Source organism: Pantoea sp. UBA7232 (assembly GCF_002473195.1).
GTDB lineage: Bacteria > Pseudomonadota > Gammaproteobacteria > Enterobacterales > Enterobacteriaceae > Pantoea > Pantoea eucrina.
Window position 1 is genome coordinate 409,048 of the sequence record NZ_DKTK01000018.1, and the last position, 13,879, is coordinate 422,926.

At 59.5% G+C, this 13,879-nt stretch carries 10 protein-coding genes; 9 read left to right on the forward strand and 1 reads right to left on the reverse strand.

All coding sequences use genetic code 11. From position 1 onward, the window contains the following. Positions 1-164 precede the first annotated feature (164 nt). From glyA to B4056_RS16550, 9 genes are all read left to right on the forward strand, one after another. The gene (gene glyA / locus B4056_RS16510) at positions 165-1,430 is read left to right on the forward strand and encodes a serine hydroxymethyltransferase (protein WP_039385219.1); all 1,266 of its coding nucleotides are present in this window, start codon (positions 165-167) and stop codon (positions 1,428-1,430) included. Positions 1,431-1,515: 85 nt separating this feature from the next. Next, on the forward strand, positions 1,516-2,769 hold the full coding sequence (locus tag B4056_RS16515) for a sarcosine oxidase subunit beta family protein (protein ID WP_039385222.1): 1,254 nt from the start codon (positions 1,516-1,518) through the stop codon (positions 2,767-2,769). A gap of 11 nt (positions 2,770-2,780) precedes the next feature. Then, positions 2,781-3,068, forward strand: coding sequence for a sarcosine oxidase subunit delta (locus tag B4056_RS16520; protein WP_150034277.1), 288 nt, complete (start codon positions 2,781-2,783; stop codon positions 3,066-3,068). Positions 3,069-3,080: 12 nt separating this feature from the next. Further along, entirely contained in the window at positions 3,081-6,101 is a 3,021-nt protein-coding gene (locus B4056_RS16525) for a sarcosine oxidase subunit alpha (protein WP_150034275.1), read from the forward strand. After that, the gene (locus tag B4056_RS16530; protein ID WP_082032665.1) at positions 6,094-6,765 is read left to right on the forward strand and encodes a sarcosine oxidase subunit gamma; all 672 of its coding nucleotides are present in this window, start codon (positions 6,094-6,096) and stop codon (positions 6,763-6,765) included. Before B4056_RS16525 ends, B4056_RS16530 begins: the two co-directional genes overlap by 8 nt. A gap of 67 nt (positions 6,766-6,832) precedes the next feature. Then, positions 6,833-7,693 carry a formyltetrahydrofolate deformylase gene (purU, locus tag B4056_RS16535; RefSeq protein ID WP_039385228.1) on the forward strand — a complete coding sequence of 287 codons (861 nt, stop codon included), beginning with the start codon at positions 6,833-6,835 and terminating at the stop codon, positions 7,691-7,693. Positions 7,694-7,874: 181 nt separating this feature from the next. Beyond that, positions 7,875-9,533, forward strand: a complete 1,659-nt coding sequence (locus B4056_RS16540) for a BCCT family transporter (protein WP_113655050.1) — start codon at positions 7,875-7,877, stop codon at positions 9,531-9,533. Between the two features lie 64 nt (positions 9,534-9,597). Next, a complete protein-coding gene (locus B4056_RS16545; RefSeq protein WP_288655371.1) occupies positions 9,598-11,475 on the forward strand; it encodes a DUF294 nucleotidyltransferase-like domain-containing protein in 1,878 nt (625 codons plus the stop codon). A 7-nt stretch (positions 11,476-11,482) separates the two neighbouring features. Then, a complete protein-coding gene (locus tag B4056_RS16550; protein ID WP_113655049.1) occupies positions 11,483-12,241 on the forward strand; it encodes a 3'-5' exonuclease in 759 nt (252 codons plus the stop codon). Here B4056_RS16550 and B4056_RS16555 read toward each other — a convergent pair. Continuing rightward, positions 12,230-13,651 carry an EmmdR/YeeO family multidrug/toxin efflux MATE transporter gene (locus tag B4056_RS16555; RefSeq protein ID WP_288655374.1) on the reverse strand — a complete coding sequence of 474 codons (1,422 nt, stop codon included), beginning with the start codon at positions 13,649-13,651 and terminating at the stop codon, positions 12,230-12,232. The genes B4056_RS16550 and B4056_RS16555 overlap by 12 nt on opposite strands. Between the last annotated feature and the right edge of the window lie 228 nt (positions 13,652-13,879).

Consider the following 13,879-nt stretch of genomic DNA (forward strand, 5'->3'; position numbering starts at 1 on the left):
GTGGCGGGCAGCGCCCTATGTCGCAAATTGACATAGCCCCGGCGTTACCAAACATCCTGGCCGCAGTGGCGCTGGGTATTATCAACCCACACTCAATTTACCGCTGCCCTGAATGGCTCAGTTCCGGAGCAGGCGCCGCGCGATTATCCGGGCAAGGAGAGAGCATGTTTGCGAAAAGCGACACCATTCAGAGCTTTGACAGTGAACTGTGGCAGGCAATAGAGCAGGAAGCGGTACGTCAGGAAGAGCACATCGAGCTTATCGCCTCAGAGAACTACACCAGCCCGCGCGTTATGCAGGCGCAGGGAACGGTGCTGACCAATAAATATGCGGAGGGCTATCCGGCCAAACGCTACTACGGCGGCTGTGAATATGTCGACATCGTGGAGAAACTGGCCATTGAACGCGCCTGTACGCTGTTCGGGGCCGATTACGCCAACGTGCAGCCGCACTCCGGCTCGCAGGCTAACGCGGCGGTCTATATGGCACTGTGCCAGCCGGGTGACACTGTGCTGGGCATGAGCCTGGCGCACGGCGGCCATCTGACGCACGGCGCACACGTCAATTTCTCCGGCAAGATCTATCACGCCGTGCAGTATGGCCTGAACGAAGCAACCGGCGAGATCGACTACGACCAGGTGGAAGCGCTGGCGCTGGAGCATAAGCCAAAAATGATTGTGGCTGGCTTCTCCGCCTATTCACGCGTGGTTGACTGGGCGCGCTTTCGCGCTATCGCCGATAAAACGGGCGCATGGCTGTTTGTCGATATGGCACACGTCGCGGGCCTCGTCGCCGCCGGTATCTATCCTAATCCGCTGCCGTTCGCTGACGTGGTCACCACCACCACGCATAAAACCCTGCGCGGTCCGCGCGGCGGTCTGATCCTGGCGAAAGCCAATCCGGAGCTGGAGAAGAAACTGAATGCCGCCGTATTCCCCGGCGGCCAGGGCGGTCCGCTGATGCATGTTATCGCCGCCAAAGCGGTAGCCTTTAAAGAGGCGATGCAGCCTGACTACGCAAACTATCAGCGCCAGGTAGTGAAAAATGCGCAGGCGATGGCGGAGGTCTTTATTGCACGTCAGTACGATGTGGTCTCGGGCGGTACCGATAACCACCTGTTTCTGCTGAGCCTGATCAAACAGGGCCTGACCGGCAAAGCGGCGGACGCCGCGCTGGGGCGCGCCAATATCACCGTCAATAAAAATGCTGTACCGGGCGATCCGCAGTCGCCGTTTGTGACCTCCGGCCTGCGCATCGGTGCACCGGTGATCACCACGCGCGGCTTTAGCGAGGAGAACTGCCGCACGCTGGCAGGCTGGATCGCAGACATCCTCGACGTCATGCACAACGAGGAGCAGCTGGAAGTGAAAATTGCGCAGGTGAAGCAGCAGGTGCTGTCGCTGTGTGCAGATTTCCCGGTTTACCGCTAAGCCAGAACGCCCCCGGCCTGCCGCGGGGCGCCGTCTTACCCTCTGTCCATTCGCACACGCGGTATTGTTACGGGAGTAGATAAACATGCAACGCTATTCAGGATTTGGCCTGCTCAGACACAGTCTGAGCTTTCATGAGAACTGGCAGAAGGTCTGGCGCAACCCGACACCGCAGAAACGCTATGACGTGATTATTATCGGCGGCGGCGGTCACGGTCTGGCCACCGCTTACTATCTGGCAAAGGAGCACGGCATTACCAATGTGGCGGTGCTGGAAAAGGGCCACCTCGGCGGTGGCAACATCTGCCGCAACACCACCATTGTCCGCTCTAACTACCTGTGGGATGAATCAGCCGCGCTCTATGAGCACTCCATGAAGCTGTGGGAAGGCCTGTCGCAGGAGCTGAACTACAACCAGATGTTTTCGCAGCGTGGTGTCTATCACACCTGCCATACGCTGCAGGATCTGCGCACCAATGAGCGGCTGGCGAACGCCAACCGCCTGCAGGGCGTCGATAACGAAATGGTCTATGGCGACCAGCTGCAGCGTGAGATCCCGGCGCTCGACTGCAGTAAAGATGCGCGCTATCCGGTGCTGGGCGCCTCGGTGCAGCGGCGCGGCGGCAACGCCCGTCATGATGCGGTGGCCTGGGGGTATGCCCGCGCAGCCGACAGTCTGGGTGTGGATCTGATCCAGAACTGTGAAGTGATCGATATGGAGATCAGCGACGGCAAGATCACTGGCGTGAAAACCCGCAACCATGGCGTAATTAAAGCCGACCGCGTGGGCTGCGTGACCGCCGGCAACTCCGGCGTGATGGCAAAAATGGCGGGCTTTGAACTGCCGGTGGAGTCGCATCCGCTGCAGGCGCTGGTTTCCGAGCCGATTAAACCCTTTCTCGATACGGTCGTGATGTCCAACCACGTACACGGCTACATGAGCCAGTCTGATAAAGGCGACCTGGTGATTGGCGCCGGCATCGACGGCTGGGTCGGCTATGGCCAGCGCGGATCCTACAGCGTGATTGAGCACACGATCCAGGCGATTGTTGAGCTTTTCCCCTGCACCAGCCGCGTACGCATGAACCGCCAGTGGGGCGGCATTGTCGATACCTGCCCTGACGCCAGCCCTATCCTTTCCGCGACCCCGGTACGCAACCTGTTTTTCAACTGCGGCTGGGGCACCGGCGGCTTCAAAGGCACCCCCGGCTCCGGCAACCTGTTTGCCCACCAGCTGGCGCACGGCACGCCGCATCCGATAGCTGAACCTTTTGCCCTCTCCCGCTTTTATACCGGGGCTCTGGTTGATGAACATGGCGCTGCGGGCGTGGCCCACTAAGGACTTTTAGCATGCTGCACATTTACTGTCCTCACTGCGGTGAGTATCGCGAAGAAGAAGAGTTTCATCCGCGCGGTCAGGCGCATATCGCCCGGCCCGCTAATCCGGATGCCTGCAGCGACGAGGAGTGGGGAACCTTTCTCTACTTTCGTAAAAACCCGCGCGGCATGCATAACGAACTCTGGGTGCACAGCGCCGGTTGCCGCAAGTTTTTCAACCTGACGCGCGACACGCAGACGTATGAGATCAAACGGGTATACACCCTCGATGAACAGCCTGAAACCGGCGAGCAAGGGTAAGGAGCGCAGAGCATGAGCCAGAAAAATCGCCTGCCGTCCGGCGGCAGAATCAACCGTTCCACCACGCTGAACTTTACCTGGAATGGCCGTCAGTATCAGGGCTACGAAGGCGATACCGTCGCCTCTGCCCTGCTCGCCAACGGTATCGATATTGTCGGACGCAGTTTTAAATACAGCCGCCCGCGCGGCATCGTTGCCGCGGGCGCGGAAGAGCCTAATGCGGTGCTGCAGCTGGGCGCCTCAGAGGCGACGCAGGTGCCGAACGTGCGCGCCACGCAGCAGACGCTCTATGAGGGCCTGGTCTGCTCCGCCACCAACGGCTGGCCCAGCGTGGAGTCCGATCTGATGGGGCTGGTGGGGAATCTTGGCGGTAAAGTGATGCCGCCCGGCTTTTACTACAAGACCTTTATGTATCCGCAGTCAATGTGGCCCACCTACGAGAAATTTATCCGCAAGGCCGCCGGTCTGGGCCGCGCGCCGCGCGAAAAAGATCCTGATATCTACGACGCCATGAATCAGCACTGCGATGTGATGATCGTCGGTGCCGGTCCGGCGGGCCTGATGGCGGCGCTGACCGCCGGCCGCAGCGGCGCACGCGTGATCCTCGCGGATGAGCAGAGCGAACCGGGCGGGCATCTGCTCGCCAGCCGCGAACTGATTGAGGGCAAGCCTGCCGCTGACTGGGTGGCTGAGGTGGTGGCTGAGCTGGCCACTATGCCGGAAGTGATGCTGCTGATGCGTGCGACGGTGAACGGCTATCACGATCATAATTTCCTCACCATTAATGAGAACCGCACCGATTACCACGGCGACCGCGCGGCGGCCGGACAGGTACGCCAGCGCATGCACCGCGTGCGGGCGCACTGGGTGGTGCTTGCCACCGGCGCGCAGGAGCGCCCGCTGGTCTTCAGCCATAACGATGTGCCCGGCTGCATGATCCCCTCCGCCATCTCCGTCTATATCAACCGCTACGGCGTGGTGCCCGGCAATCAGCTGGTGCTGATGACCACCAACGACAGCGCCTATCAGACCGCGCTGGACTGGGCCGATACCGGGCGCGAAGTGGTGGCCGTAGTGGATACCCGCGCCGCCACCAAAGGCGAGCTGGCCGCCGCCGTGCGCCGCCGCGGCATTCGGGTAATTAGCGGCAGCGCGGTGATCGACGTGCAGGGTAAAAAGCGCGTCAGCGGCGTCACTATTGCCGCCATCGATAAAAAAGGCGACGCCCTCACCGGTAAGCCTTTTACCCTCTCCTGCGATACCGTCGCCAGCTCCGGTGGCTGGAGCCCGGTGATCCACCTCGCCGGACATACCGGCAGCCGTCCGGTCTGGAACAATGAAGTGATTGGCTTTCTGCCCGGCCCGACCGCGCAGCAGCAGCTGACGGCGGGCGGCATCAATGGCCGCTACGCGCTCGACAATGTGCTGCAGGAAGGGATCAAAGCGGGTCAGGATGCCGTACTGCAACTCGGCCTGACGCCGGTTGAGGTCGCCCTGCCCGAGGTGAAAAAGTGGATTGAGCATCCGCCCGCCGCGCTGTTTCATATTCCGCACACCAAACCGATCAGCCGCGCGCCAAAGCAGTTTGTTGACTATCAGAATGATGTCACAGCGGCCGGCATTGCGCTGGCAACGCGCGAAGGATTTGAGGCGATTGAGCATATCAAGCGCTATACGGCGATGGGGTTTGGTACCGATCAGGGAAAGCTCGGCAACATCAACGGTATGGCGATTGCCGCCAAAGTAACGGGCAAAACCATTCCCGAGACCGGGACCACGGTGTTCCGTCCGAACTATACCCCGATCGCTTTTGGCGCTATCGCGGGGCGTAACTGCGGCGAGCTGTTCGATCCCAAACGCTTTACCGCGATGCATAAGTGGCACGTGCAGCAGGGGGCGAAATTTGAAGATGTTGGCCAGTGGAAGCGCCCATGGTACTACCCGCGTCCGGGTGAAACCATGCAGCAGTCGCTGGATCGCGAATGCCGCGCGGTGCGCAGCGGCGTCGGCATCCTTGATGCCTCTACCCTCGGCAAAATTGATATTCAGGGCAAAGATGCGCGCGAATTCATCAGCCGCGTCTATACCAACGCCTGGGCTAAACTCGGCGTCGGCAAGTGCCGCTACGGCCTGATGTGCGGTGAAAGCGGCATGGTGTTTGATGACGGCGTAACCTCCTGTCTCGCGGAGAACCACTTTCTGATGACCACCACCACCGGCGGCGCGGCGCACGTTATGGAGTGGCTGGAACTCTACCACCAGACCGAGTGGCCGGAGCTGGAGGTGTTCTTCACCAGCGTAACCGATCACTGGGCGACCATGACCATTTCCGGTCCGGAGAGCCGCAACCTGCTGGCGGAACTCTGCAGCGATGTGTCGCTGGATAAAGAGACCTTTAAGTTCATGGACTGGCAGGAAGGCACGGTCGCTGGCGTACCGGCGCGTATCTTCCGCATCTCGTTTACCGGTGAGCTCTCGTTTGAGATCAACGTGCAGGCAAACTACGGCCTTGCGGTCTGGGAGAAGCTGTTTGAGCACGGCGCGAAATATGATCTGACGCCGTACGGCACGGAGACCATGCACATTCTGCGGGCGGAGAAAGGTTTTATTATTGCCGGTCAGGATACGGATGGCTCGGTGACGCCGCACGATCTCAATATGGGCTGGTGCGTCGCCGATTCAAAGCCGTTCAGCTATATCGGCAAGCGCGGTATGGCGCGGGCAGACTGCGTGCGCGAGCAGCGTAAACAGCTGGTCGGCCTGAAAACGCGCGATCCGCTGGTGGTCCTGCCGGAAGGCGCGCAGGCGGTCGCTAATCCGCAGCAGCCGGTGCCGATGGATCTGCTGGGCCACGTCAGCTCCAGCTACTGGAGCGCCAACCTGAACCGCAGTATCGCAATGGGCTTTATCAAAGGCGGACTGCAGCGTATGGGCGAAACCGTGTTTTATCCGCTGGCAGATGGCCGCGTGGTGGAAGCGGAAATCTGCAGCCCGGTCTTTATCGATCCGAAAGGAGAACGTCAACATGTCTGAAACCCTCTTACCTGAAACCAAACCCGCAGAGGCCGTCAGACAGGTCGCGGTAATGAACCAGAGTGCGCCGCAGGTACGCGCTGAATCGCCGCTGCACCATGCCGATCGCGGTAACGTCACTGCCAGCCAGTCGCAGCAGGCGGGCGTTGAACTGCGTGAGCTGGCGCTGCGCGGGCATCTGGTGCTGCGCGGTTCGCAAAACAGCGCGAGCTTTATGCAGGGCTGCCTGACGGTATTAGGCCTGCCGCTGCCCACCGCGCCGCTGACCTCCGCCGAAGATGGCGATATCTCCGTGCGCTGGCTGAGCCCCGATGAGTGGCTGGTGGTACTGCCGATGGATCAGCTGTTCCCGGTGGAGAAAGCGCTGCGCGCTGAAATTACTGGTCACTTTTCGGTGGTGAACGTCAGCGGCGGACAGACCATTCTGGCGCTCTCCGGTAAACACGCGGTCGATGTACTGAAAAAGAGCACGGTGCTTGACCTGCATCCGTCACAGTTTCCCGTCGGCAAAGTTGCCGGATCGGTGTTTGCGAAGAGCAGCGCGCTGATCCGCCGCACCGGTCCGGAAAGCTGGGAGCTGGTGATCCGCCGCAGCTTTGCAGAGTACATCTGGCTCTGGCTGCGGGATGCCAGCCGCGAATATGGGCTGAAGATCACCGCGTAATATCCGGCCGTGCTGGCGCGGCTCTCTGTCCGCCGGCACGCCTTTCCCTTATTATCAGGAGTCGCCCATGAGCGTGCTGCCCGATTCATGGATTTTTACCGCCAGCTGCCCGAGTAAATTAGGCACGGTGGATGTCGTGACCCGGTTTATGGCGGAATCGGGTCACTATATTAATGAGATCCATTCGTTTGACGACCGCGTCAGCCACCACTTTTTTATCCGCGTCGCTTTCTCACCAGCCGCGCACTTCAGTACCGATATATTTCGCGATAATTTTACGCCGCGCGTCACTCCGTTTGAGATGCAGTGGCAGCTTACCCCGCCGCAGCATCGTGAACGCGTGGCTATTCTGGTCTCTAAATTTGATCACTGCCTGAACGATCTGTTATTCCGGCATCGCACCGGACAATTATCTATTGATGTGCCGCTGATTATTTCAAACCATCCCGATCTCTGCTCCCTGGCGGAATGGCACGGCATCCCCTGGTACCACCTGCCGGTAAATAATGCGAATCGCGCAGAACAGGAAGCGCAGATTCTCGCTCTGCTGGAACAATATAATATCGACCTGGTGGTTCTGGCACGTTACATGCAAGTTCTTTCACCGCGGATGTGTGAAAAGCTCGACGGTAAAGCCATTAATATTCATCACTCTCTGCTGCCGGGATTTAAAGGCGCGCGTCCTTATCATCAGGCGTGGGAGAAAGGGGTCAAAATGGTCGGTGCCACGGCGCACTACGTTAATAATGATCTGGATGAGGGACCGATTATTACGCAGGGTATTCAGAGCGTGGATCACGCGCTCTATCCCGACGATCTTATCAGCCGCGGACAGGATATTGAACGCGTCACGCTATTTAACGCGGTGCGTTATCACGTCGAGAAACGCGTATTTTTAAGCGGCAAGCGCACGGTGGTATTTAGTTAGCCGGTGCAGTGTTGAATATAAATGTGCAGCCAATGCACCCGCAGGCTGCACGCTTTTATCTTTTTGCGGAAAACAGGGTAATCAGGGATTGATCACGATCTTCAGCGTTAAATAAAACAGAACCTGGCCTGATAGCAGCGCCGGTTTTTAACAACAACACGTAAGTCGCGAGGAAATCACTATGGCGGATTCCAGAGATCCGATGACGCCTGATGGCGAAGTATCGCCCTATGATACTGACTATCAGGTAGGCCAGGATAATATTATCGTGAACGTCGGGCCATTTGGTCTGGATATTCACAACCGGGTATTCGCTATATCCGGCATTGCCGTAATCGTATTCGTTATATTAACGCTGGTGTTTCAGAGTGACGTTGCCCCGCTGTTTAAAGGTATGCTTAACTGGCTTACCAGCAAACTCGACTGGTTCTTTCTTTCTGCCGGTAATGTCTTCGTGATCATCTGCCTGGGTCTGGTTTTCTCCCCGCTGGGCAAGGTGCGTCTCGGCGGCACCCTCGCCCGACCCGATTACAACTATGTCACCTGGTTTTCGATGCTGTTTGCCGCCGGTATGGGCATCGGCCTGATGTTTTACGGCGTCTCGGAGCCGCTGTCACACTTCTCCAGCGCGATGGGCGGCACGGTGGCTGAAAATGGCGTGCGTACCGACTGGGCGCCGCTGGGCGGTGCGAGTGGATCAGCAGAAGAGGCCACGCGGCTGGCCATGGCGGCTACCATTTTCCACTGGGCGCTGCATCCGTGGGCGATCTATGCGGTTCTTGCCCTGGGACTGGCCCTCTTCACCTTTAACAAAGGCCTGCCGCTGACTATCCGGTCACTCTTTTATCCGCTGCTGGGTGACGCCGTATGGGGCTGGCCCGGTCATCTGATCGATATCCTTGCCGTGCTGGCCACGCTGTTTGGCCTCGCTACCTCGCTCGGGCTGGGTGCCTCGCAGGCGGCGTCCGGACTCAATTTCCTGTTTGATGTACCGCTGGGACAAACCACGCAGATTGTACTGGTGATCGCGATTACCGCTATTGCCACCTTTTCTGTGGTCGCCGGGCTGGACGCCGGGGTGCGGCGCTTATCAGAAGCGAACATGATCCTCGCCGGTCTGCTGCTGCTGTTTATTATCGTGGTCGGCCCGACCATGCTGCTGTTTAGCGGCTTTTTCTCTAACCTCGTCTCCTATATTGAGTTCCTGCCCGCGCTCTCCAATCCGGTCTCCCGTCCAGACAGCAATTTTGCCGCCGGCTGGACCTCCTTCTACTGGGCGTGGTGGATCTCCTGGTCACCGTTTGTCGGCATGTTTATCGCGCGTATTTCACGTGGTCGCACGGTACGGGAGTTTATCATCTCCGTGCTGCTGGTCCCGTCACTGGCGTGTGTACTGTGGATGACGGTACTGGGCGGCACCACTATCCATCAATATTTTACTGAGGGATATCAGAGTATTGCCGATGCCATTCTGCCGCTGCAGCTCTTTACCATGCTCGACACGCTACCGCTGGCAAAAATCACCTGCGTGGTCGCCATCATTCTGGTGGTGGTGTTCTTTGTCACCTCAGCTGACTCCGGCACGCTGGTGATCGATATCATCGCCTCCGGCGGTAAAATTGAATCCCCGACTGCGCAACGCGTATTCTGGTGCGTGTTTGAAGCGCTGGTGGCCATTGCGCTGATCCTCGGCGGCGGGCTGGATGCCCTGCAGGCGATGGTGGTCTCGACCGGATTGCCCTTTGCGCTGGTGCTGCTGGTCGCGTCGGTCGCGGTTGTAAAGGGATTGCTCTCTGAGCCGCGCCCGACGCGCCCGGCTCCCGCCGTGCGCAATCAATAGCACGTAAGCAGGCGGATAGCCGACCGGGCTATCCGCCGCTGCAGGTGCAGGAAGGGAGATCGCTATGCAGGCCGGACATCAGGAAATCATCGATTTTATTCAGCGCTACCCGCCGTTTAACACCCTGCCGCTGACGGCGCTGGCGCGGATCGCAGCCACCCTTGAGGTGAGCTATTACAAAGCCGGCACGCCGATCCTCACCTTTGGTCAGCAGGTTGACGCCTGGTATCTCATCCGCAGCGGCGCAGTGGAGATCTATCGCCGCAACGGCGACCTCTATAATCGCCTCAGCGCCGGCGGCTATTTTGGTGAGTTCGGCTTATTGCGCGAGAACAGCGTGCGCTTTCCGGTTACCGCCCTGGAAGATACGCTGACCTATCTGATTCCCGCCCCGATTTTTAATGAGCTGTTCAGCAAATATGAAGAGTTTGCCGACCTGGTAGAGGTGGAAGATCGCACCCGGCTGCGGCAGACCGTGGCGCGTACCGAAGAGGCGAGCGGCCTGATGACGTCGCGCATCGAGGCGCTAATCAGCCGGCCACCGGTGACCATCGACAGCCGCGCCACGGTGTGTGAAGCCGCACAGAAAATGAGTAAAGAGGGCGTCTCATCCCTGCTGATTGTGACCCCGGAGGCGGATGGGGAGCGTTCCCAAACGCTGGCTGGGATCGTCACGGATAAAGATCTGCGCGACCGGGTAATTGCCCGCGGCCTGAGCTTCGATACGCCAGTCGCGACAATTATGACCGGGCAGCTGACCCACGTCAGTCACCACCAGCTGGTGTTTGAAGCGATGCTCATCATGATGCAGCACAACATACATCATCTGCCGGTGCTGAAGCAGGATCTGCCGGTAGGAGTGATTTCCCAGTCAGATATTATCCGCTATGAGTCACAAAACAGCCTGTTTCTCGTCAGCCGCATTTTTCACTGCAACAGCATCAGTGAGCTGAGCACGCTGAAAAATGAGGTACGCGCCTGCTTTAGCCGCATCGTGCGTGAAGACGCCAATTCGCAGATGACGGGCCGCGCCATGGCGGTGATTGGACGCAGTTTTACGCAGCGGCTGCTGGCGCTGGCTGAAGCGGAGCTGGGGCCGCCGCCGGTGCCCTACTGCTTTATCACGCTGGGGTCGATGGCGCGTCAGGAGCAGCTGCTGGTCACCGACCAGGATAACGCACTGATCCTCGACAACCGGTATGATGCATCCCGCCATGAAGCCTATTTTATGGCGCTGGCGCGCCGCGTCTGTGACGGCCTGGCGGCGTGCGGCTATCACTACTGCAGCGGCAACATCATGGCCACTAACGGCCGCTGGCGGCAGCCGCTGGCCGTCTGGGAAGGATACTTTGATGAGTGGATCGACACCCCTTCCCCGCAGACATTGCTCGACAGCGCAATCTTCTTCGATCTTGATGCCGTCTGGGGCCAGCTGGCGTGGTGCGAGCAGCTGAATAAACGCATTACGCATAAAGTCCGGCACAACTCGCGCTTTCTCGCCTGCATGGCGCGCAACGCGCTGCTGCGCAAACCGCCGCTGGGGTTCTTTAAAAATTTTGTCATGGAGCCTTCCGGTCAGCATACGCAGTCTATCGATATGAAACGGCGCGGCACCGCGCCGCTGGCGGATCTGATCCGCGTGCACGCGCTGGCGGCCGGTTCAGCCGCTCGCAACTCGTTTGATCGGCTGCAGGATATTATGCAAACCGACCTGCTGCCGCACGGACGCGGTCAGGATCTGCGCGATGCGCTGGAGTTTATCTCGATGGTGCGTATCCGCCATCAGGCGCAGGACGTGGAGAGCGGTCAGGAGCCGGATAACCGCATTGAACCGCTTAATCTTTCTGAGTTCGAACGCAAAAATCTCAAAGATGCGTTTCAGATCCTGAGCAACGCACAAAAATTTCTCAAATACCGCTATCAGCCAGGCCGGAAAGTGTGAGGTAAACATGCTGCACATCAGTAAACAGCTGCTGCGTTCAGCCCCCGCGCCGGCGCCGCATGCGGAAGTCTCGCCCGCGTGGCCCGCGCTGCTGGCGCAGCAGGCCGCCACGGCACGCCATCCGGCGCTGCAGCACTACTACCGGGCTGGCGTACCGGACGCGGCGACGCCGATCGGCGAGGTGCCGCTGCTGGCAATGGATTTTGAAACCACCGGGCTGAATACCCGGCGCGACGATATTGTCAGTATTGGCCTTATCCCTTTCAGCCTGACGCGTATCCGGCTGAGTGAAAGCGCACACTGGATCCTCAACCCGCGGGCCGACTTGCGCCATGAATCGGTGGTGATCCACGGCATCACCCACGCGACGGTCGCGCAGGCGCCCGACCTGAGCGAGCGGCTGCTGAAGCTGCTGACGATGATGGCGGGTCGCGTCATGGTGGTGCACCATCGCGGCATTGAGCAGCATTTTCTGAACGCGGCGCTGCAGCGGCGCATCGGAGAGGGCATTATTTTCCCCTGTATCGACACGCTGGCGCTGGAGGGGCTGCTCTGTCAGCACGCCCCGGTCAGCCGGCTGAAGAGACTCTGGCGCGGCAGGTCGCGTCCCTCGCTCTGCCTGCCGGAGAGCCGGGCGCGCTATCATCTGCCGCACTATCCGGCCCATAATGCGCTGACGGACGCGCTGGGCTGTGCCGAGCTGCTGCAGGCGCAGTGTGCCCACCATTTCCCGCCGCAGACGCCTTTGCGTGAGTTATGGTGCTGAGCCAGCCGCTTTTGCCACCATACGCCGGTAGTTATGCAGCCACTTGCCGCTATTGAGCCGCCACCAGAAGCAGAGACCGCGCACCGTCCAGTCCAGGAACATGCCAAGCCACACGCCGATCACCCCCATGCCCAGTTCGATGCCCAGCAGGTAGCCTGCCACCACGCGAGCGCCCCACATGCTGAACATTGATACAAACATGGTATAGCGCGCATCGCGGGCGCCTTTCAGTCCGGCAGGCAGCACCCAGGAGGCGGTCCAGATCGGCATAAACGCGGCGTTGAGCCAGATCAGATGTTTCGTGACTTCAATCACTTCCGGGTCGCGGGTATAGAAGCGCGCCAGCGTACCCGCCAGCGGCACGGTGATCAGCGCCAGCGTACAAAGCCCGATCATCGCCAGCCAGAACACATGCCTGATCTGCCGCTCCGCCTGCATCACCTGATTCCGTCCCAGACGCTTGCCGGTAATAATGGTAGAGGCCGAACCCAGCGCGTTGCCCGGCAGGTTAATCAGCGTGGCGATAGAAAAGGCGATAAAGTTGCCAGCGATTTCATTGGTGCCCATACCGGCGACAAAGATCTGCGTCAGCAGCTTACCGCCGTTAAACAGCACGGACTCAATACTCGCCGGCACCCCGATGCCCAGCACCTCCATCAGAATGGCGCGATCCCAGCGGCGGAAGTAGCTGCTGAGCGTAAGCTTCAGCGCCGGGCTGATACCGCGCCAGAGCGCATAGAGCACCGCCAGCGCCCCGATATAGCGCGAAATCGTCAGCCCGAGGCCCGCCCCGACGAAGCCCATCCCTTCCCAGCCCAGCGCGCCATAAATCAGCACGCTGCTGATCATGATGTTCAGGATATTCATGCCGCCGTTGATCAGCATCGGGATTTTGGTGTTGCCCGCCCCGCGCAGGGCGCCGCTGCCGATCAGCGCAATCGCCGCCGCCGGGTAGCTCCAGGCGGAGGTCTGCAGATAGCTCAGCGCCAGCTGTTTGACCTGCGGATCGGCGCTGCCGGCGATGACGTCGATAATCAGGTGTCCCCAGAACTCAATCGCCAGCGCCAGCACCAGCGCCAGCACGGTCATCAGCCCCAGCGACTGCCGGGTGGCGGCGCGGGCGCGTTTACCGTTACGGCGCGCCAGGCTAAACGCCACCACCACCGTGGTGCCGAGATCGATAGCGGCAAAAAAGGAGATGATCACCATGTTGAAGCTGTCTGCCAGCCCGACACCCGCCATCGCCTCTTTGCCCAGCCAGCTGACCAGAAACGTGCTTAGCACGCCCATCAGCATTACGCAGAGGTTTTCAATAAAGATAGGGATCGCCAGCGGCGCGATCTCACGCCACAACAGCGTGCGGTACATCCGGCGCCGCAGATACCACGCCGTATTACGCACCGCCCGCATTACTGCCACACCGGGATTTTGCAAGAGAGTACCAAATCACTTTGGATAAGAGAGGAGAGGTAATGATGATAGGCGCCCGGCGATTATGCAAAGTCTTTGCAGCGGCCATTTAATCATTATTACAAACTTTTTATTTCTGCCCGCTTTGCGCAGCCACGTTAATTTCTGTACGCAATAATTACGCTGGCATAGCGTCACAGATTCTTAATTATATCAGCCGGTTTATCC